Origin of the sequence: Aquimarina spinulae (assembly GCF_943373825.1) — a bacterium.
Lineage (GTDB): Bacteria > Bacteroidota > Bacteroidia > Flavobacteriales > Flavobacteriaceae > Aquimarina > Aquimarina spinulae.
The window spans coordinates 2,556,500-2,579,414 of sequence record NZ_CALSBP010000002.1; the positions used below are offsets into that span (position 1 = coordinate 2,556,500).

The 22,915-nt window shown below is 34.0% G+C and carries 16 protein-coding genes; 7 read left to right on the top strand and 9 right to left on the bottom strand.

The genetic code is table 11. The annotated features are described in order from the left end of the window. Positions 1-282: 282 nt before the first annotated feature. On the top strand, positions 283-1,308 hold the full coding sequence (locus tag NNH57_RS16830) for a DUF3078 domain-containing protein (RefSeq protein WP_082995010.1): 1,026 nt from the start codon (positions 283-285) through the stop codon (positions 1,306-1,308). Positions 1,309-1,310: 2 nt separating this feature from the next. Here NNH57_RS16830 and hflX read toward each other — a convergent pair whose 3' ends face one another. Further along, the gene (gene hflX / locus NNH57_RS16835) at positions 1,311-2,519 is read right to left on the bottom strand and encodes a GTPase HflX (RefSeq protein ID WP_074409843.1); all 1,209 of its coding nucleotides are present in this window, start codon (positions 2,517-2,519) and stop codon (positions 1,311-1,313) included. A gap of 122 nt (positions 2,520-2,641) precedes the next feature. Here hflX and NNH57_RS16840 point away from each other — a divergent pair, with 122 nt between their 5' ends. Together NNH57_RS16840 and NNH57_RS16845 are read left to right on the top strand one after the other, a co-directional pair. Further along, positions 2,642-3,613, top strand: coding sequence for an endonuclease/exonuclease/phosphatase family protein (locus NNH57_RS16840; protein ID WP_074409844.1), 972 nt, complete (start codon positions 2,642-2,644; stop codon positions 3,611-3,613). 151 nt (positions 3,614-3,764) lie between these two features. Further along, complete coding sequence (locus NNH57_RS16845) at positions 3,765-4,244, top strand: hypothetical protein (protein ID WP_074409845.1); 480 nt, start codon at positions 3,765-3,767, stop codon at positions 4,242-4,244. A 205-nt stretch (positions 4,245-4,449) separates the two neighbouring features. Here the strand turns inward: NNH57_RS16845 and NNH57_RS16850 are convergent, their stop codons facing one another. Then, entirely contained in the window at positions 4,450-5,202 is a 753-nt protein-coding gene (locus tag NNH57_RS16850; RefSeq protein ID WP_074409846.1) for a hypothetical protein, read from the bottom strand. A 353-nt stretch (positions 5,203-5,555) separates the two neighbouring features. Between NNH57_RS16850 and NNH57_RS16855 the strand changes: the two genes are divergently transcribed. Continuing rightward, on the top strand, positions 5,556-10,166 hold the full coding sequence (locus NNH57_RS16855; protein ID WP_108808252.1) for a DUF5689 domain-containing protein: 4,611 nt from the start codon (positions 5,556-5,558) through the stop codon (positions 10,164-10,166). 97 nt (positions 10,167-10,263) lie between these two features. On the opposite strand, the gene NNH57_RS16860 is transcribed toward NNH57_RS16855, so the two are convergent. After that, entirely contained in the window at positions 10,264-11,661 is a 1,398-nt protein-coding gene (locus NNH57_RS16860; RefSeq protein ID WP_108808251.1) for a metallophosphoesterase family protein, read from the bottom strand. Positions 11,662-12,399: 738 nt separating this feature from the next. On the opposite strand from NNH57_RS16860, the gene NNH57_RS16865 reads away from it, so the two are divergent. Together NNH57_RS16865 and NNH57_RS16870 are read left to right on the top strand one after the other, a co-directional pair. Next, positions 12,400-13,236, top strand: a complete 837-nt coding sequence (locus tag NNH57_RS16865) for a M57 family metalloprotease (RefSeq protein ID WP_108808250.1) — start codon at positions 12,400-12,402, stop codon at positions 13,234-13,236. Positions 13,237-13,362: 126 nt separating this feature from the next. After that, positions 13,363-14,202, top strand: coding sequence for a M57 family metalloprotease (locus tag NNH57_RS16870; RefSeq protein WP_074409849.1), 840 nt, complete (start codon positions 13,363-13,365; stop codon positions 14,200-14,202). Positions 14,203-14,259: 57 nt separating this feature from the next. Here the strand turns inward: NNH57_RS16870 and NNH57_RS16875 are convergent, their stop codons facing one another. The 5 genes from NNH57_RS16875 to NNH57_RS16895 all read right to left on the bottom strand — a co-directional run bounded on the left by NNH57_RS16875 (position 14,260) and on the right by NNH57_RS16895 (position 21,053). Next, a complete protein-coding gene (locus tag NNH57_RS16875) occupies positions 14,260-14,511 on the bottom strand; it encodes a hypothetical protein (RefSeq protein WP_074409850.1) in 252 nt (83 codons plus the stop codon). Between the two features lie 283 nt (positions 14,512-14,794). After that, on the bottom strand, positions 14,795-15,874 hold the full coding sequence (locus NNH57_RS16880) for a methyltransferase domain-containing protein (RefSeq protein WP_074409886.1): 1,080 nt from the start codon (positions 15,872-15,874) through the stop codon (positions 14,795-14,797). A gap of 200 nt (positions 15,875-16,074) precedes the next feature. After that, entirely contained in the window at positions 16,075-16,635 is a 561-nt protein-coding gene (locus tag NNH57_RS16885) for a transposase (RefSeq protein ID WP_074409851.1), read from the bottom strand. A 60-nt stretch (positions 16,636-16,695) separates the two neighbouring features. Beyond that, on the bottom strand, positions 16,696-18,090 hold the full coding sequence (locus NNH57_RS16890; protein ID WP_132065788.1) for a DUF5689 domain-containing protein: 1,395 nt from the start codon (positions 18,088-18,090) through the stop codon (positions 16,696-16,698). 74 nt (positions 18,091-18,164) lie between these two features. After that, complete coding sequence (locus NNH57_RS16895; RefSeq protein ID WP_234423389.1) at positions 18,165-21,053, bottom strand: TonB-dependent receptor; 2,889 nt, start codon at positions 21,051-21,053, stop codon at positions 18,165-18,167. A gap of 243 nt (positions 21,054-21,296) precedes the next feature. Between NNH57_RS16895 and NNH57_RS16900 the strand changes: the two genes are divergently transcribed. Next, positions 21,297-22,352: an endonuclease/exonuclease/phosphatase family protein gene (locus NNH57_RS16900; protein WP_074409854.1), complete on the top strand. Its 1,056-nt coding sequence runs from the start codon at positions 21,297-21,299 to the stop codon at positions 22,350-22,352. 48 nt (positions 22,353-22,400) lie between these two features. Here NNH57_RS16900 and NNH57_RS16905 read toward each other — a convergent pair whose 3' ends face one another. Next, positions 22,401-22,829 (bottom strand): hypothetical protein, encoded by a 429-nt coding sequence (locus NNH57_RS16905; protein ID WP_108808248.1) that lies wholly within the window; start codon positions 22,827-22,829, stop codon positions 22,401-22,403. Between the last annotated feature and the right edge of the window lie 86 nt (positions 22,830-22,915).

Genomic DNA, 22,915 nt, shown 5'->3' on the forward strand with positions numbered 1-22,915 from the left:
TTAGTTTATTCATATGTCATGATATCAAAAGTATTCTAAATGACTTTTCTTTTTATTAGATTTTGACACATTAACCTACTGTTAACGTTAATATAGTATGTAATTATCAAATAATAAGGGCTTGACTTGTCTATGTTAATAGATCAGTAAATGCAAATAAAACCGGTATAAAACTAATGAGGAAGTATCTTCTACAAGTTATTTTTGATAGAAATATCATAGGTTTGAAAAAACTAAAAGCATACCGTATCTTTGTATCCTACCCTTGCAACAAAAGATCAAATGAGTAGATTTTTTTTAGCTATTTTTCTGCTTTTGTTAGTAACAAAAATTTCAGGTCAGGAAAAAGAAAAAACAAAATACCTGGATTCAATTCAAGTTAATTTAAAACGTTCTCTTGATAGTATTTTAAAAAACACTACAAATGACCTAAATATCATAGTTTTAAAACAGAAGCTAAAAGAAATTACTCCCAAAAAACTAAAAGAAGAACATATCGGGTGGAAAGATAAGGCAAACTTTACCTTGCTTTTTAATCAATCTGCATTTAACTACGACTGGCAAGGCGGAGGAACATCTAATATTGCAGGAAATGTTACGTTAAACTATGAATTTAACTACAAAAAGAATAGTCTAACCTGGGATAATAAAATTATTGCAGATTACGGACTTACTTTTTTAAGAGGAGAAGATTTTCCTCGTAAAACCAATGACAGAATTGAATTTAACACTCGATTAGGGCAAAAAATTGGTCAAGGTTTCTGGAATTATTCTTTGTTTATCAATTTTAGATCTCAATTTGATAAAGGATATAGGTTTACCAAAGATCCTGATACAGAAGAGACCATTCGTACAGAAGAAACTCATTTCTTTTCTCCGGCTTTTATACAGATCGGACCAGGATTGTTATGGAAAAAAAGTGATAATCTGCACGTAAATATAGCTCCAGTCACATCTCGTATGATATTTGTAGATAAAGAATTTACCAATGTTGTAGATTATGTAGATGGTGATTATTTTGGAGTAGATGCTGGTGAAAGCTCTCGATTTGAGTTTGGTGGGTCTCTTGCGGCTTATTCTAAATACACTTTGGTAAAAAATGTAACTCTAGAGCAACTCTTAAACCTGTACTCTAACTATATTGAAGATCCAGCCAATGTAGATATTGATTATACATTAAATATTAGCTTACTCGTAAACAAATATATTACAGGCAGCTTTGTATTTCAAGCAATTTATGATGACAATGCTACCAGTGGATTTCAGATACGTGAGGTAATTGGATTAGGGCTCAAGTATAAGTTTTAAGCTTATTCTTCGATAATCTCAGGATATAAAAAGTTATTATAAGGGAAACGAGTTACATGTATATTTCGTGTTTCTTTATATACTCGTTTTCTAAAATCATCAATATTCTCTTTCTTGATAGCAGAAATAAATAAAGCATTGTCTCCTATTTTACTCATCCAGGTTTGTTTCCATTCTTCTAGAGTATAATGAGCTTTGGTTCTTTCTGTAGTTAAATCATCACTATCTATTGTCTCATGTTGATAAGCATCAATTTTATTAAAAACCATCATAGTAGGTTTGTCTCTACAATCAATTTCGTCAAGAATTTTATTCACCGATTCGATATGATCTTCAAATTGTGGATGAGAAATATCTACGACATGTAATAATAAATCGGCTTCTCTTACTTCGTCTAATGTGCTTTTAAAGCTCTCTACAAGTTGAGTAGGTAGTTTTCTAATAAAACCTACTGTGTCACTAAGTAAAAATGGAAGGTTACCAATAACTACTTTTCTTACTGTAGTGTCCAGAGTAGCAAAAAGTTTGTTTTCTGCAAAAACCTCACTTTTGGCAATAACATTCATCAATGTAGATTTACCAACATTGGTATACCCTACTAAAGCCACTCTAACCAGTTTTCCACGATTACCTCGTTGCGTTGCCATTTGCTTATCAATGGTAAGCAGTTTCTTTTTTAATAATGATATGCGATCTCGTACAATACGGCGGTCAGTTTCTATTTCTGTTTCTCCCGGACCTCTCATCCCGATACCCCCACGTTGTCTTTCTAAGTGAGTCCACAACCCTGTTAATCTAGGTAATAAATATTGATACTGTGCTAATTCTACTTGAGTACGGGCATAGCTGGTTTGCGCGCGTTGGGCAAAAATATCAAGGATCAAATTAGTTCGATCTATAATTTTAGCCTTCAGAATACGCTCTATATTACGTAGTTGCCCTGGTGATAATTCATCATCAAAAATGACAGTACCTATATCATGTTGTTCTACATAAATTCGTACGTCCTCCATTTTTCCCGATCCTATAAACGTTTTAGAATTAGGCATATCCATCTTTTGGGTAAATCGTTTTACCACCTCACCTCCAGCTGTATACGTAAGAAATTCTAATTCATCCAAAAACTCTTCAAGCTTCTCTTCATCCTGGTTCTTGGTTATGATTCCTATCAAAACCGTTTTCTCGTATGCTATTTTTTCTCTTTCTAACATTAGCTACCTAATCTTCTATGTCTTAATTTATTATATTGTGCTTTTAAACAAATGTACAAAAGTACAACATTTATGTACTCGGGAACCAACATTATAGTTGGTTTCTTATAAAATTAAATGCGATGGCCAATAAATTTTATTTCAGCAAAAAAAACACAAATCACTTTACCATAGCATTTTATAACCTAGAGAATTTATTCGACACCAAAGATGATCCAAAAACCTTAGACAATGATTTCTTACCTGATTCTGAAAAAAAATGGAATCGAAAACGATATGAAAAAAAAATATTCAAACTTGGTACTGCCATTTCGAATATTGGATTTTCAAAAACAAGAAAGGCTCCTGTTTTGGTTGGTGTCGCAGAAGTCGAAAATAAAACAGTTCTCAAAGACCTTATTAACTCTAAACATTTAAAACAAAAAGAGTATGGTCTTGTGCATTATGATTCTCCGGATGAACGAGGTATTGATGTAGGATTACTATATCAAAAACAATATTTTGAAGTAAAAAATTCTAAAACTATTACTGTTTTGGTAAATAATGAAAAGGGAGAACGAGATTATACTCGCGATATTTTATGGGTAACCGGTGCTTTAAATCAAGAAGAAGTGCATATCTTAATAAACCATTGGCCGTCGAGAAGAGATGGTGCAGAAGGTACTGCTTATAAACGTATTGTTGCTGCAGAAAAAAACCGTGAAATCATCAACCAGATTACTCATCAAAATCCTAATGCAAAAATTATCATTATGGGGGATTTTAATGATGACCCTTTTAGCGAGAGTATTAAAAATTTGGTGCAGCAAGATCTTTTTAATCCAATGGAACGCCTCCTTACCCGATACAGAGGTAGTACCAACTACAGAAGCCAGTGGAATCTGTTTGACCAAATAATCTTTAGTCATAACTTTCATCAATATGAAAAAGGAAAGCATAGTTTTTCTAATGCTGCCATCTTTGATGATGACTTCCTAAAAATCTACAAAGGTCGCTACAAGGGTACTCCTTTTAGGACTTATGCAGGAGGAAAATATAAAGGAGGATACAGTGATCATTTTCCTGTCTATATACGGTTAAGACACAATATATAGAAGGTATTATTTACCTTCTTAATAGTCTTTTAACCCTAATAAAACAGGTAAAAGACCTAAAAAAAGTCCGAATAGTTTGAAATTCAAACTATTCGGACTTTTCTGTTTTAACCTCTGTCTATATTCGCCAAATAAACCAATAATTTTAAATATGAAAACACAAAATTTTAAAAATCTAATTTTTTTATGTGCAGGACTTCTAATGTTTTCCTGCAGTAAATCTGATCTTTCTGAAACTGATGAAACATTGGTATTAGAAAAAAGCGAAGTCGAAATTGTAGAGAATCAAGATGCTAAAGGAATAATACTTCCTGGATTGCTTCCTGGAATTTATGGAGATACAAATATTAATACCTATGAAAATGAGACGTATAGTTATGTTTTAACTCAGGCAGAACAAAATGCTGTTCCGAGTGGTTTAAGACGATTCAAAGTGCGTTTTCAAGTATGGTCGGGAGGTGCTTGGGTGCATAAAAAAACGTACAGCAACCAACCTAGTACAGTAACGGCCAAATTTCCAAAATATGGAAATAATAACACTGTCTTCTGGAGAATTGGATTTCAGATGTATAATAAAAATACAAATGTACACTACAGCAAAAAATGGAAAACAATCTTAGTACATAATTAAACAGAGTACTTACATTGAAACTTCTACGCCTATTTTATAAGAACATCTGGATAGATACCTATCCAGATGTCTTATATGTTTATACACATAAACACTTGTATTTCTTAACTTTTTTTTATTCCTCCACTCATCTTGAGTTTTCTTTTAGTTAGGATTATAAAAAAAACGTAACAGAGCAGAATTGTCGAGAAATTCTATAGATTAATTAAAAATCATATCTCCCTGATTTGTTTGTAGTTTCATGACCATTAGTATCGAAACTATCCCAAAGATTATTCGCACTACTGTCTAACCATAATTTAGGCTGTGAACTCAAACCTGTATAATCCTCGCTCGAAGTAGAAGCTATAGCAATCTCTTTTAAGAACCAACCATCTGTTCCTTTTAATCTAATTAAAGCTGCATTAATCTCTATCCAATCAATAGTTACAGGATTGGGTAAATCTAATTCTAGATAATAGACATCCCAAGAACCTTGTTCTCTATCATTTCCTGGGTTGTCTAATACAATATTATGTTTAGTTATTATTCCTAAATCAGTTAGAAAACTAACATCAAGCCTTACGGATCCATCAGTACCACAATGATTAGAGCCAGAATCTTCATATGTACCTGTTATAGTAGTCACTTTGTAATACCATTTTGTAATCTTACCTGAAAAAGATCTCCCGTTTTTGCTATTATTTTTACTATGATATTTTGCAATAGCTTCATCAAATTTGATAGAAGCTTCATCTTTACTCACATCAGCTCCAAACTTCATATGAATTATTGGTTGTATTGCTTCTGATTGATCATCTATTATAATAACATTACTGTTCCCTGTCGTACTCATAAAACCTTCTTTCTCATTAGCATTTACGACCTCGTTATCTACTGTAGATTTTTCGCAAGAAGCGGTCATCAAAATACACACTGCTACAAACATGTATTTTTTAAATTTTAGTACTGTTTTCATTTTGCTTTTAAAAGTTTAGTTATAAAATATTTATCTATTATGCAGCAAATGTAAACTCAAGTACCTTGTTTTATGAACCGTAGTTGATGGTCCGTAATTTTGAATTGATCAAAAATAAATTTCAATTGATAGTTTGTAATCTTTACCTACTCATTTATGTCAAAATCATGAAACCTAAGTGATACTCTATAATTAAGAAAACTATAGTCCTCTTAAACAACTCATTGATTAGTATATAATTAGAGAAAAAAACTTGTTTTTCTTAAACTTTTTTTAACATCTCTGCCCAACAATAATCATTCTAATCCCCTAACTTGCATTACGCAAAAAATCACACAAATAAACTAATAGTCATGAAATTAAAATTACTCTTAATTCCATTCGCCTTTTCCTGCCTTTTAGGGACTCAGAATGGGTTTACTCAATCCGTATTTATTAATGAAATACATTATGACAATGCAAGTACAGATGTAGAAGAAGCTGTTGAAATTGCTGGAACAGCAGGAACAGATCTTTCTGGTTGGAGTATTGTTTTGTATAACGGTTCAAATAGTACCGTTTATAATACAATTTCTATTTCGGGAGTGATTCCCGATCAACAAAATGGTTTCGGAACGATAATAGAAATTCTTCCTACCAATGGATTACAAAATGGTGCTCCCGACGGGATCGCATTAATTGATAACAACAATGCAGTTGTACAGTTTTTAAGCTATGAAGGCGTTATTACAGCAACAAATGGTCCTGCATCTGGATTAACAAGTACCGATATCGGTGTGTCAGAATCTAGTAGTACTCCCGTTGGAGCTTCTTTACAGTTATCAGGAACAGGAACATCGGCAACAGAATTTACATGGGAAATATCTACAACCAACTCATATGGTGCCGTAAATATTAATCAGGTTTTGGGAACACCAGTTATCATACCCATGATTAATGAGTTTGTATGTAATCATACCGGATCAGATACAGATGAATTTGTAGAAATATTAGCTGGTATAGAAACAGACTTAAGCGAATATTGGTTGCTAGAAATTGAAGGAGATAGTAATGCATCTGGAGTTGTTGACGAAGTAATACAATTAGGTTCTACAGATGTTAATGGGTATTTTACTACTGCTTTTGGTAGTAATGTATACGAAAACGGTACAGTCACTCTCCTCTTGGTAAAGAATTTTACGGGTAGCTTAGGGCAAGATCTTGATACCGATGACGATGGTGTTTTTGATATCACTCCCTGGGAAGAACGTATTGATGATGTTGGAGTTAATGATGGTGGTGCATCTGATCTTAATTATGCTAATGTTACCTTACTACAATCTTTTGATGGAAGCTCATTTACTGTAGGAGGAGCATCAAGATTTCCGAATGGTCAAGATACCGATACTGTCACCGATTGGAAAAGGAATGATTTTGATGGAAGTGGATTGCCAAGTTTTCCTACAGTTATAGCAGAACCAGGAGAAGCTGTTAATACGCCTAATAGAGAAAATGTAGTTATCGATGATACTAATCCAACAGCGGTAATAGTAATTAATGAAATTGATGCAGATACCGATGGATCTGATGTTTTAGAATTTGTAGAGCTGTTTGATGGTGGAGCCGGAAACACATCTCTGGATGGATACACATTAGTATTCTTTAACGGATCTAATAATCAGAGTTATGCTGCCTATGATTTAACAGGTTCTACCACAAATACTAATGGATATTTTGTTATCGGTAATGCAGATGTTGCTAATGTTGGGATTACATTTCCTGGTAATGGGTTACAAAATGGAGCCGATGCCGTAGCACTTTATAAAACTGCAGCCTCTAATTTTCCTAACGGAAGTGCTGTTACAACAGAAAATCTGGTAGATGCAATTGTATACGATACCAATGATAGTGATGATGCAGAACTATTGGTGTTATTAAATAGTGGTGAGTCACAAATAAATGAAGACGAGAAAAATGATAAGAACTTCCATTCCTTACAACGTTTTCCTAATGGATCTGGAGGATTAAGAAATACCTCAACATATACACAGGCAATTCCTACACCAGGAAGTGCAAATACAAATGCAACAGAAATAGTTAACCTTATTATCAACGAGTTGGATGCAGATACTCAAGGTTCTGATGCTTTAGAATTTGTTGAACTCTATGATGGTGGAGCCGGAAATACCTCACTTAACGGTTACGTATTGGTAAATTATAACGGAAGTAATAACACCAGTTATAATGCCATTGATTTAGATGGTTTTACTACCAATGCAGAAGGATATTTTGTTATTGGTAATGCAGATGTTACTAATGTAGGCCTTGTTGTTCCCGGAAATACATTCCAGAATGGTGCTGATGCTGTAGTCTTATACTTTGGTGATGCGACAAGTTTCCCTAATGGAACAGTGGTTACTACCGAAAACATTATTGATGCTATTGTATATGATACCGATGATGCGGATGATGTAGAATTATTGGTACTTCTAAATACAGATCAGCCACAGGTAAACGAAAACTCAAACGGAAACAAAGATGGAGAATCCTTACAACGAAGTCCTAATGGACAAGGAGGGGCTCGAAATACTACTTCATATGTAGCCAAAGCTCCAACACCAGGCGCAGATAACGATGGTGTAATAGTAATTCCTGGTGACCCAATAAGCATTGCAGAAGCTAGAGCTACTGCCGAGGGTACACCAGTTACTATTGCCGGAGTATTAACCGTTACCGATAGTTTTAATGGTCCTGCATTTATACAAGATACCACTGGTGGTATCGCTGTTTTTGATGACCAGGTACAAGCTAATGCTACTTTAAAAGTTGGGGATTCTATTACCATAACAGGGATCAGGGCTGCTTTTAATGATCAGATTCAGATTAGTTCTGTAACAGATGTAGTAAATAATGGTCTTCCTCAAAACCCAATCACACCACTAGACATTACACTTGCAGAACTTGCAGATCATCCAGGAGAATTGGTTCGAGTACTTAATACTACATTCCCTAATCCGGGAGATCTTTTATTCGGTAACTCTAACTTCACTCTTACCGATGCTAGTGGAAATGGAGAACTACGTGTTGATAACGACGTAGCTTCTATAGTAGGTAAGGCACAACCTGTTACTTGCACAGAAATCACAGGTGTGATAGGTCGTTTTAGAGAATTCTTCCAGTTACTGCCAAGAAAATCTTCAGATATTCCTTGTGCGGTAGAATTTATTCCTCCAGGAGACACAGTAGGCTTTCCTAAAGAAGATACTTTTGATGTAGTAACCTGGAATATCGAATGGTTTGGTGATGAAAACAACTCACCTGTAGGTCAAAACCCTATGTCTGATGAAATTCAAAGAGATAGTACCGCTACAGTACTTAAAAAGCTAAAAGCAGATGTATATGCCGTAGAAGAAATTGCCGATGATGTATTGTTTGAAGAATTAGTAAACCTGTTACCAGGTTATGAGTATATTTTATCTGATGCTGTTTCTCGCCCTGGTTCTGGAGGAGTATCACAAAAAGTAGGATTTATTTATAATACTGAAACCGTTTCTGTGGTCGAAACAAGAGCAATGTTTACATCTATTCATCCACTATACAACGGTGGTGATGCATCTGCGCTTGTAGATTATCCTAGCGAAACAGATCGTTTCTACGCTAGTGGAAGATTGCCTTTTTTAATGACCGCAAATGTAACTATTAATGGAGTTACAGAACGTATTGATTTGATCGCATTACATGCCAGAGCAAATAGTAGCAATGGTCCTCAAAATCGATATGATATGCGTAAATATGATGTAGAAGTATTAAAAGATTCGCTAGATGCTAATTTTGCAAACAACAAGGTTATTCTTTTGGGAGATTATAATGACGATGTAGATGAAACCGTAGCAGACATCCCATCAACCATTTCTAGTTTTCAAGAATATGTAGATGACACTACTAATTACACGATTGTATCTTCTGCATTGAGCGAAGCAGGATTGCGATCATTCGTTTTTAGAGAAAATATGATTGATCATATTATGGTAACCAATGAACTTAATGAGGCCTATATCGAGAATTCTGTAACTGTTCATTACGACGTATATGATAATGATTATGCATTCACTACATCAGATCACTTGCCTGTTTCTGCGCGATTCTTGCTAGAACCAGAATTTGTGAACAATGATTGTTCGGGTGCATCTGTAGTAGCCTTTAATCAAGGCAAGAGAAAAGATGGTGGAAGAATATCCCGACTTAGAAGCAAGACTAAGCGTGCCCTAGGAACTCCCAGAGAAAAAAGGTATTTTAATTTTGTGAGTTTAGGTTTTGGTGGATCAATCACCATAGAACTAAACAACGAAATTTTTGATAATGCGGGTACCAATGAATTCGCAGTATTCGAATCTACAGGGTTCTTTGATAATATCCCTTGTAATTACTATCCAGAATCGGCAGAAGTATTTGCTTCACAAGATGGTATTGAGTTTGTTTCTTTAGGAACAACTTGCCAGGATGGAGAATTTGATCTTGCAACAGGTAATTTACGTTCTGCAAAATATATCAAGGTTGTGGATACAAGTGATAAAGCTAATTTTCCTTGGTTTGCAGATGGCTATGATCTAGATGCTATTGTATGTCTTGAGAATGGTGAGCGTATCGCTACAAAAAATACCATGGTCTATGCAGAAAACCCCACTGCTCTAGAAAGTGAGTTACTCACCAAAGATTTCGGGTTAGAAGAAACAAGTATTTTTGTTTCTCCAAACCCATTTAAAAATCAGTTATCTATAGATTTTAAAACTCTGGTTGAAGGAGATGTAGATATCACAATTACCGATGTAACAGGTAAAACGGTATATACTCAAACGATACAACTTAATGTCGGACAATCTAAATTATCAATCGATATGAATCGTTATACAAAAGGATTTTATGTAGTACATGCTTCTAGTACAAATGGAAAACTTAATATAACCCAAAAGATAATTAAGAAATAATTGTCAAAAACAAAATATTAACCCTGCGAAGATGACTTCGCAGGGTTTTTCATTTATATAAGGGTCAAAACTTATCTTTTATAATAATTTATATTGTCTAATATGATAATTCTGGAGCCTTTGATGTCCACGAAAGAGTTCCGTCTTGATCATACCAGGTTTCTGTTAATTTTCCGTCTTTAATCTCTAAAATAGCAAATCCATTTTTAACTCTTAATTTGTTATTGGGAGAAGGGTTTTCTAATGGAGTATGAGCATAATGATCAATGGTACCAAAATTCCCATTATTGTTACCCTCTAACCATTCTGCATTACCAAATGGAATACCAGAATGTCCCAGGCACCTAGCTAAAGTAGAGTGACTTGCAGCAGTATTGTTATAAACGACTCCATTGTGAATATGACCCCAATACCACACTTCGGGATGTCTTCCCATAAGAGAATCTTTAACAACATCATTCCATAGCGAATTTGTATACTTTCCTTGCACATCCATTGGGTTATGGTGAGTAAGCAATATTGTTTTCTTACCCTTAGACTGTGTAGCTATAAATCCTTCTGGTCCTGATTGGTATACATCATTGATTACTCCATCCATATACATATCAGTTGCATTATAGGCAGAGTCCAGACCCAGAATTACCCAATCCCCATAGGTAATAGAAAAATAGGTTCCTCCTTTTTGCTTCTCAAAAACTGAAGATGCAAGTGCTGTTTTATATAAACCATTTGCACCATCATACATTTCGTGATTAGAATTAAGAGTAAAGTTGCCAAGAGGAGCAGGTTTCCAACAGTTTAATAAATTATTTTGTTCTTCAGATTCAAGACCTGCATAATATACATCTCCCAGGTGAATCATAATATCCGGGGTCTGTTTCGCAATTTGTTGCATCACCATTTGCGATGGGCTATCTGGTAAATTTCCATCCTTGTATTTTCCTGTCCCCCAATCTCCAAATAATGCAATTTTTAATGACGGTTGAGAAGAAGGGGTTATTTTAATTGTAGTTGGAGGATCATTATGAACAAATGGATGTATTTTTTTAGGGAAAAATCGATAGTATAAAAAATTGAGTATTGCCAATGGCCACCCTGTTCCTTTTGGGTCACCCATATCCAATTCGGCATACTTGGCTGTAGAGACCAGAGAACCATCGCCTGTTAATTTGCCTTCGCCTTCCCAAATTGTCCACCAATGATCCCATTCTTTAGTTGTGATTTTTGAAGCAGGCATTTTTAAAAATTTCAAAATAGGCTTTAACCAAGAAGGTGCTTTGTTGTTTAGGTAATACAGGACCCATCCAAATTCAATACTCTCATCGGTACCAGGAGGTAGCGGTGGAGGCGGTGTTTCGGCATTCATTAATTGAATAAGCAAGTCTTCTGATTTCTGAAAAGTAACCCAGAAATGAGTTTCTACTACAACTCCTTTTTGTACTGCATCTTGCAATTCTTTTTGGATCTGTTCTAGTGTTTTTTGTGAAGATTCCATTTTAGTTTTGTTTTAGATAGTATTAATGAAAAGTTTAATAACCCAGAAGAGATACCAAAAATCTAATCAGGGTTTAACGAGGTATAATATGAGATATTCAAATACTAAAACATCTGATCATGAGAGGTGCTCACCAGATATTGTTGCGGAGTAGTATCAAGTAGTTTTCTACTATAAAAGCCTCATAACAAAATTCTGTAAAATCTTGATTATGAGGCAATTTTATCTAAATGTAAAGAAAATAATCTAATTAAAAGGAGGTTTTTAAAAAAAATACACATAACACATTGTTTTTCAACAACATAACATTACGGGTTCTCATCAAAAAAAACATCCAAATACCTGTTTTTATCCAGAGTTTATGACTAGTCTCTATACAGTTAATTAACCCATTTTTATATAGTGATTTTCCTGAATAATAATTTTAATTACCTAACAATCAGTTAATTATATTTTTAAACAATTAAGAATGTTATTATTCTATTTTTATAGATAGATAGATTTGAATACTTTTAAAATTAAAATCAATAGAGATTAAATATTTCTTCATTTGATACTACTCCACTCTAATGGTTAGAATCCCACAATGATTATAGTATCATTAGGACAAAACCATCCAATAGGTAAGAAACAAAAATATATCTGGCGCCGAAAGTAACTGTTTCTAAAAGAATGATCTCATGAATCCTTGTAGGCTTCAAAAACTAACTTATTTAATAATCTTAAAACTAAATCAAAATGAAAAAATGGAAATTATTAGCGCTTTGCGCTATTATTGCTGGATTTATTTCGTCTTGCCAAAAAGATGAAGTTACAAATGAAGCACTAGAACAGGTAAAAATAGAGCCCACAAAAGCACAACTCGAGAAATTGCATAATATGGGGGTGAATACTGATAATGTTACAATTGAAGATTTTACCTTTTTAGACGGTTCTTCTGCCAAACACTTAGTTTCAGGAGATATTACAGTTCCAGTAGCAGATTTAAACAAATATCCGGAACTAGAGTCTCGTGATGATGATAGTAAACAATACCGAACACCCAACCTAGTATCTCCACCCAATAGAAATATTAAGATTCTTGGGTATACAGGGGGCGGTTTTGCATTAACTCCTAAGATGAAAACGGCTTTATCGTGGGCGGTTTTCAATTATAATGTGTTACCCAATACCCTTAATTTTACACTTAGTTATGGTACTAATGTTGCGGCTGCAGATATTGTAGTTTATAAAATCGCAGGAGCTGCAGGTGGAATAGCAGGTTTTCCTACTCCCGCAGGCAAACCATACAAATGGGTTAGAATCAGAGCAGGAACAGATACATATAGTACTAATGTAAATGAACATGTAATCGGTCATGAGATTGGGCACTGCATTGGATTCAGACATCAAGACTGGTATAACCGTCAAAGTTGCGGATATACTGGCACTCTACCTGCCGAGTCTACTGCTATTTGGATACCGGGAACTCCTTGGTCTCCCAATGCAGATTCTATCATGTTGGCGTGTTTTGGTGCTGGAGAAGATGGAGAATTAACTCCTACAGATAAAACAGCATTAAATATACTATACTAATGATATCCTTTTGAGAGATAACAATAAATCTCCAGAGCAAAACTCTGGAGATTTATCATAACAGAGATTACCATTCAGAAATTTCGAAAAATTAAACAACTTAAATATTCTTAAAACTAAAACAAAATGGAAAAGTTTAAACTATTAGTATTTTGCATTATTATTGCTGGATTTTTTTGGTCTTGCGATAAAGATGAGGTTACTAATGAAATACCCGAACATATAACTTTGAAGCCTACAAAAGCACAACTTGATAAGTTATCTGCCATGTTTATAAACACAGATAATGTTGTTCTTAAAGATATTACCACCTTAGACGGAACCAAAAAAAAGTATTTGGTTTCAGGAGATATTTTAATCCCTGTATTTGATTTAAAGAACTATAACAAATTAAAACCTAAAACAACTAACCAAAAGCAATTCCGGTTTCCACACATAGTATCACCACCTTATAGGGTTATTGATATCCTTGGATATACGGGTTCGGGGTATGCTCTAACCAGTAAAATGCAAACAGGTTTGCGATGGGCCGTAAATAACTATAATAGCTTAGGTAATTCACTACGATTTAGACTAACCTTTGGTACTGATTTTGGACCAGCAGATATGGTAGTTTATAATAATAACCAACCAGGTGGTGGTGGTGCAGCTTCAATTCCTAATGCAGCAGGTAGACCGGGTAAGTATATCCAAATTAATGCCGGTACAAATAGTTTTAGTACTAATGTAGTAGAGCATGTAATCACTCATGAGATAGGACATGCCATAGGGCTAGCTCATCAAGATTGGTATAACCTTCAGAGTTGTGGGTATACTGGTCCTGTGCCTGCCGGGCCCTCACCTATTTGGATACCGGGAACTCCTTGGTCTCCTTATACAGATTCTATTATGTTAGCCTGTTTTAGTACTACTACAGATGGTGAACTAACAGCTACCGATATTCTGGCATTAAATATATTATACTGAAAATAGTTTTGATGTATAAAAAAAGGCTGAATTTAATAATTCAGCCTTTTTTACTATTTACTTTTTGTTCTTCTTGAGTTCACGCTTTTTTCTTCTTGCTTGGCGTTCTCGTTTTCGTTGTTCTCTTCTTAATTTTCGCTGCTCTTTTTTAGATAATGTTTTAGTAACTATCTTTTTTTGACTCTTTTTAGCGACTACTGCAGTCTTTTTTGATTTCTCTGTAGCTTCAGCCTCTTTTTTCTTTTCACCACAGGCCAATACTGCAAATACTAATACTACTACTAATAAACACTTTTTTAAAGTTTTCATAATACAACATTTTTAGTTTGTACTGTCTATAAAACGTTGTAACAGAGTAATTGTTTTATAATTCTGGTATGCCCTAATTTTACTAGTAGTTACATAGCCTTTACACTAACAAAGGTGCTCAAAATCAAACAACAAGCTATAATCCAGTGTACAAGAGCCGAGGTAAAACATATAAACAAACCCATTCATAAAGGATTTTAAATTCAACTCCTAACAAGCACCAAGATTATAGCTTTACTGTTAATTCTATCCGAATATATGATACGCTGGATAACTTAATTCATTAATCTTTAATCGCTATTCCTTTAAAAAAAGTATAACAAAATGTGCCTCCTCCTTCGGCAGTCTTATACAAATCGTTAATACCTCTGTTTATTTCTTCTTTGCTAATAATTTTCTTTGCTAGTGCTTCTTCTGTAACCCCTTTGACCATAGCAGTAAACGTATTTTTAATAAACCCATCTAATAATTCGGGTTTCGAATCATCAACATATACCTGCCTGGGAGAAATAGTGATATTCTTAAATCCCGAATCAAGTAACAATGGGTATAGCGCTCTGCCAATATTAGCATTCCCTCCTTTTTGTTGTTGTAAAGTTACTTGCGCCTGAACCAGTTTTTGCGCAGATAGACTATCTGGGTAAAAATATGTAGAACCATGGTCTCCTTCAATTATCATAAGTGTTCCCCCGGGTTTAAGAACTCTCTTTAGTTCTTGCATAGCTTCTTTTGGATGAGGGATATGTTCTAAAACAAAGCAAACAAAAATGTGATCAAAATGATCATCTTTAAAAGGTAAGTGTAACAAATCGGCAACCTTAAATTCTACATTCTTGATGTCGTGCTCTTTGATTGATGCCTCTGCTTTTTCTAATGAGGCAGTAGACAGGTCTACAGAAACAAAAGTCGAATCTAAGTTGTTTTTTGCAATAATTTTGGTTTGTGCCCCAACACCACAACCCGCCTCAAGAATTAGAGAGCCTTTTTTCCATTTTGAGTCCCAGTGCAAAAGCTCTGCAATAGAATTAGCCTGGTCATTTAATCGAGTTGTTTCCTCTTGAGAATATCCATGAATATAATTCTTCATGTGATCTTGATTTATTTCCTGAATATTATTTTCTGCCAGTTTCAAGCGTTCTAGTATTTCTTTACTGGCATCTCGTAACTCTTTACCAGACGTAGTAAACACCAATTGATTATTAACTCTATAAAATATCTGGGTGCCTAGACGGGATTCTAATTCTTTAAGTTGATGACTTAATGCCGATTGTGTAAGAAAAAGTTTTTCTGCTGCATTTTTTAAGGTTCCTACCTCTGCAACAGTATCTATAAGTTTTAAATGACGGATTTCTATATTAGCCATTGTTTTTGATTTTTTCATGCAAATTACAACGCTTCCCTAAAAGCCAACGACAAAAGAATATGAAAAAAAATAATAGGGTACTTGAATACAATTCAACCGGTTATAACATAAAAGAAGGGTGCTTTTGTTTGTTTTTAATTAGACCTCACAGGTCTTAGAGACCTGTGAGGTCTGTATAGCTATATTTTTAACCTATTAACCTATTCTAAAGTATAACTTTCTTTAATTTTTACTTTTCCATTTAAGTGTGCATACTCAAAATTAGATATGCCTCCAAATAAAGAGAGTATAAATTCTCTACTGAATCTGGAATGTTTAGAAGACAAAAAACTTTGATATGAAGAGAATGGATATTCTCTAAAATCTGAAACCATCCTGTGGTGTTCTGGATTTAAATGTACATAGATGATAAGTTGTTTCAAATACACTTCATTATCTATTTTCTTTCTTGAAAATCTATCTTTAAACAAACTCCCACTTCTGCCATAAGCTTTGTTGATCGCTTTAGCATAGGTATTAAACATATTCGAAAATTTCTGTGAAATCAGCTTTCCTTCAACATCTGTATTTGTCTTAATTACTAAATGAAAATGATTCTTCAGTAAGCAATATGCATAAACTTCGCAAATATCATTACAATACTTCTCAAGAAGGCTCAAAAAGTACGTATAGTTGTGCTCTTCTTTAAAAATATCTTCTTTATTGTTTCCTCTATTGTATATATGAAAATAAGTATCAGATACTAATGGTTCGTATTTCATTTTTCTATTCTTTTATTTAGACCTCACAGGTCTTAGAGACCTGTGAGGTCTGATTACATCTTATTTTCCAATAATTTTTATATTATCAATATGGTAGCGTGTAGTAGCTCTGGGATCACCACCAATATATCGAAAACCTATACGAATGGTACCCTCCAAACAAGATAACCCAATAGGTCCTGCTGGTGTAGCATTGCCAAAAGCATTTAATGGCCCTCTCGGAATTATAGCATCAAGCTTTATCCAGGATGTCGTTGTAGGGTCACCAGTAAAATTATTGGTCGCAAAAACCTCAAGGATATTTCCGTTATCATACCCTGCTTGCAAATCAAAATGTAAAGCCTCATCTATTGAGGTACTTATATCAATATCCGGAGTAATAAACCATACTTTATATAGGCTTTCTTTTGATCTATATCCTGTTATTTGTGCATATTGATTTTCGCCAAAATTATCTATCTTATACTTTAATTTCCCTCCTGTGATATTACTATTAATCCATCCAGAATCTTCTAGATCACCAATTTTGAGATCGCTAAAATCTTCTTCGAATACTACTATAGTTCCTTCAGAAATTGCCGGGCATTCTAAAACTATAGGATCGCATCTCGTTTCATTCTCAAATACTAACCCTAGTGGATCGTTAAGCACTAAGTTATATGTGTTTCCTAAAAAGTTTTTAGTTAATATTCCTTCAAAACTTCCTTGTTGATTTGGTAGTTTAAGCCCCTTAAAGTCTGAGAAAGTACTCGTGCTTAGTATTGTATTTCTTCCTGTTGTACAACTCTCTACAATACGTTCTCCATCAAACTTGTCATGATTTTCTGCCGCAAAAGTAAAAGTGTTATCTTCTAAAACGAGATTTTTAGTAAACTGAATATGGTTTACTTTGATGTATACGTTTACTAATTTATCAGTAAAATCTTCAATTGTGATTTCTAGCGGAGTTATGGCAGCCGTTTCTGAGGATCTTATCACAACTTCTTCTATAAAAAAAGAGGGAATTGCACCGATAGTATTTCCTTCTGAAATTCCAAGAGTTGGAACCCCATTTTCTATCCCAAGAGACAAACCATCTAGTTTGATATATATTTTACGTCCAAATTCATAGGTAGTAAATAATGGATTATCATCTATTAATACCCTAATACCTGCAGAAGGATTAGTATATTTATCCTGAAGCACCAACTCTTTAAAAAAATTACTGGCTTTATCACTGGATACTACGTAACCCTGGATAAAATTGTTAGTATCTTCAAAAACTACTTTAGCATTTTCTCCATCTTCTACAAGTTTCTGTCCCAGAATACCGAGTATTGCATCAATTGTAATTAGTGTACCTTCAATTTGGGGTTCGTCTATGGTAACCGGAGATATTTTAAATTCATCTTCTGGTGAGCACCCCATAATTGTACATGATACAATTAAAATCCAAAAAAAATTCTTTGTGTTCATTTTGTGTTGTGTTTATTGTTTTTATCATAAAACTTATATACCACACAGGTCTTGGAGACCTGTGAGGTCTAGTACTAAAATCTTATATATACATTAAGGTAATAGGAAGTGCCATACCCATAAAAGTACTTTGACCCATAAACAGGAGTATCACGTTGTGATTCTTCTAAAGCCAATCGGTAATTTGCATTTCTGGCTTGTTCAAATCCTCCTGTTTTATATTCTTGATCAAGAATATTATTTATAGAAGCAAAAAAACCAATGTAGTATTTCTTGATTCTCCAGGATTTACCACCAATAGCATTTACAAGAAAGTAGTCTTTAAACTGCTCTTGTTGTAAAAGTTGTTTTGCAACATCCTCATCATAATCATTAAAAGGTAGCCCATCTGTATCTTGATAAAAATTCGCGGTTCTTGCAAAAGGGCTTATGTTGATATAAGCATTAGAAAAATAATTGGTGGTAGCCCCAAACCACCAAAAATCTGGGTCACGATACTCAAAACCTAATTGTCCTGCCCGTTGAGGCCCTCCTGCAATATGATATCCTTTTAATGCTGATTTTCCGAAACTTTGTATCCCTTCAATATCTGAAAATGCTTCACTAGTACTGGTTAAGATTAAGTCTGGATCATTATCAAATACAAAACTACCAACTGCCGCTGCTCCTTTAATTTTAATAGTAGGGGTGATCTGGTATTCAATCCCAAATTCTCCTCCGATATACCGTTTATCTATGTCGGTAAGTATTTCCTGAACAAACCCCACATCTGATCCTGAAATAGCTTCGGTAAAAAAGAAAGAAATATTCGTAGCATCCAAAATCTTAGAATAATATCCTGTTAATCTGGCTTTGATCTTGGGAGAACGAAATATATAACTACCATCTACAGATTGGATTTTTTCACTTTCCTGATCTTCTCCTATTAATTTTGCTATGGTACTATTATTATATCTTGCATTTGCAAAAGCGTTACGAATTGTAGGTGGTTTATTGAAATAGACACTTTGTAGTTTAATAAAATGATGTCCATTGATCGCAATAGTAACTCCTCCTTTTACTCCATAATTCATGAAATTTAAAGTTTCACTTTTTCCAAAGGAATCCTTTCCAGGAAAATATCCATTTTCAAACAAACCATTTCTTTGATATGATGTTTGCGAAATTGTTCCACCTAAAAAGAAATTAACTCTTTTCAACTTAAATTGTCCCTGAAGAAATCCATTAATCGCAGAGGCCTCAATCTCATAATTATAATCATAACGACCTCCTACTCCCACAATACGGTTCGGGTTGCGTAAATCACTCTGCGCTCTATTGGTTAATTCTGAAGAAGTTAATCCTGTTGAAGATAATGCAAATACATCAACATCCAGAAAACCAGTACCACCCAAAAGATCTGTTACCTCGGCAAAATTTTGACTCTTTAAATTCTTGTACCCAATCGCTGCATTTAATGTAATGTATGTATTGAATTGACTATTTAGTATCATATTACCACTCAACAAGGCATCATCTGTTCTATCCTCATATAAGATATATGTTGAGTTATTACCTTTTTGCGCATTTTGTTGATTGGTTTGTAATATATCACTCCAGTCTAATTGCCCATTATTGATGAGGTTTTGTTGTGCCAAAAAGGCATTTTGATAATCCAGAGGAGTCGGATTAGAGTCTTCTAAAAAAGAACTTGGCATATTATCCGGATGCACAGGATTGGTATTTGCACTTCCTCCTCCTCCAATATAAGTTTGTTGCCCATTTGGACCAATTATTAAATCACTTCCTCCATTATCTATTCTACTATTAGCAATTTTACCAGTTTGAAAAGCGATATTAGTTTGTAAATGTGTGTGTGTTGATATGCTCCAATAATGGTTTAACATAAAGACTGGTTCTTCTATTTTCCGTTCTTTAGAGTTCCTTATTTCTCCGTTTAGGTACCCCCAGTTAGGGTTGTATTTATTTCCTTTAAGATTAAATACTTCATTGGTAATTGCTGTGGATCTTCCTCTACGATTTGGAGTATAAAAACTGGTTAGATTTAAGCTGTGTTTCTTCCCTAATTTTTTTTCAATTGAAACAAAAAATGAATTTGAGTCGTATAAGGTCCCTTCTACAAAACCTTCTTTTCCGTATCTTCTGGATAAAGACACAGAGAAGGCCCATCCTTTTGTGGTAACTCCAGAATTATACGTTCCTATTACTCTTCCCTGGTAACTACGGTTAGAAAAAGCATAAGATATTTTGCCTCCTTTGCGGTACTTAGAAGCTCTCATAATGATGTTAGAAGTTCCTAAAAGACCTCCAAATGTATAGTCATTCTCTGAAATCCCTAGTGAAAATTCCTGATTACGTTGTACATCATTTAATCCTCCCCAATTGCTCCATTGCGGTCTTCCATTAAAAAATTTGTTCATTTCAATCCCATTGATCAGGATTTTTCCGTTCTCATTTCCTAAACCTCTGGGACGAAAAAAAGTTGAGCTAAAATCAAATGCTGCAGCAGTAAGAAATACATCTCGGGTAGATTGAAGTAATCCCGAAACACTAAAAGATATATCATTATCTTCATCCAATTCATGATCCGAAAGGCTAATCGTACCTATTTGTCGTTGTTCTGTATTAAAATCAAATTGTAAGTCTATTTTTTTAAGATCCAGAACATTTCCTTCGCTAATTATAATAGGAAAACGTTTGGTTATATATCCTTGTTTCGATAGAATAAGTACTTGCTCCCCCAAAGGAAGTTCGGTATCTCTAAAATCAAATTCACCAAAAGTAGTAGTAAGCACACTAACTTTTGTTTTTTTAATCGATACTGTAACTTTTTCAAGATTTATACCAGAAATGGCATCAATAATTTTTCCTTTTAGCCCAGTTTGTTGGGCATGTACGCCTAAAACACTGCAAAAGAACAGTAGTAATATATTATATTTTGAATTGAAAAGAGTATAGTTCATAGTATGTGATATATGGAGTTGAATAACTCAAAATGATACTGAGTTTCATATTAGTAAAGAGCAAGTATAAAATATCCCAGTTTCATTTTTCGAAACTGGAAAAACCAATATTTGTAATTGATTTATAAATAATATTCGCTCCAGGATAATCTTGAGATATGCCTGGGGTATTAACTCTAGACCTTACAGGGATGCTGCATTAAGTTCAACACAAACCCGTGAAGTCTCATAAAAAGCAATCTTATGTTTTCAAAAGATATTTGCGTAACACTCGTTTTCATTTTATTATTCACCTCATTTCTTTTTGCACAAGAAAAAAAGGAGTATATGATCCATACTATAGCGTTTTATAATCTCGAAAATCTCTTTGATCCCGAAGATGACCCTATAACTTTTGATGATGACAGAACTCCTAAAGGAAAAGATCATTGGACCTATAAACTGTATATACATAAGGTGAAAAATATGGCCAGAACAATCTCTGAAATAGGCAAAGGATTAGCTATCAACTCTCCTGCTCTTTTAGGTGTTGCAGAAATAGAAAACAGAAAAGTGCTCGAAGATCTTGTTAATGATCCCAATCTTAGATCTAAAGATTATGGTATTGTACATTTTGACTCACCGGATAGAAGAGGTATAGATGTGGCTTTACTCTATCAAAACACATTGTTTAAAGTGAAAAACTACAATAAGCATGAATTAATAATTTACGACAAAAATACTGATAAACGAGTGTTTACAAGAGATCAGTTGTTGGTGAGTGGTTATCTGGATGGAGATCTAATTCATATTATTGTAAATCACTGGCCATCAAGAAGAGGAGGAGAAGCCAGAAGTAGTTATAAAAGAGAAAAAGCAGCAGCACTAAATAAAAAGATAATGGATTCTATATTCGCTACAGATCCGTATGCAAAAATTATCACAATGGGTGATCTTAATGATAACCCTAATGACTTGAGTGTAAAAAAAATACTGAAAGCAAAACAACATAGAAAAAATATTGAAATAAAAGGGCTTTACAATCCTATGTCAAAATTGGTAAAAAAAGGGTTGGGATCTCTTGCATGGAGAGATCAATGGAGTCTGTTTGATCAAATTATTATTTCTAAAAGTTTTTTAGATACCGATTATTCTTCTTATCGGTATTATAAAGCAGGAGTATTTAATCCAGAATATTTGATTACACCAACAGGTAAGTATAAAGGATACCCTTTTCGCAGTTACGCTAATAATGCGTATACAGGAGGGTATAGTGATCATTTTCCGGTATACATATATCTTATTAAACAAAAAAGGTGATCAAAAATGATCACCTTTTATCTGTTCTTTTATAAAGATGCTATCAAATTATTTACAATCTGAAAGTTCTACATATTTGTCAAAAGGAACACCGGTATCTCTAGGAGTTAATACTCCTTGACGAAATTCTTGTATAAATGCATTTCCGTTCTCTCCCCTACATACTCGCAGCGTAATATCATTATTAGTACAGTTCAGGCAAGTTTGTCCTCCAAACTTACAATCTCCTAATATTTTTAATTGCTCTTCATAAACTTTAATGGTTTCATCATCGGCAGCACAACCGTTATTTAAAACTATTTCTATTGCTGTTTTATATGCAGTACAAGCTTCTGTAGAACCAATGTTTTGACTATATACTACTGCAGCTTCTGATAGATCGACATTAGCTTTAACACAATCTACATCATCATCGCTTCCACATGCTGCAAATCCCAGGGCAAGGATATAGGCAACGACATACACAAGTTTTTTCATTTTGATTCTTGATTTTTAGGTTAAGTGAGTTCAAAAATAAGAAAATTAAACTGGACTCGGCAATATCTCCTTATAATCAAGTCGTG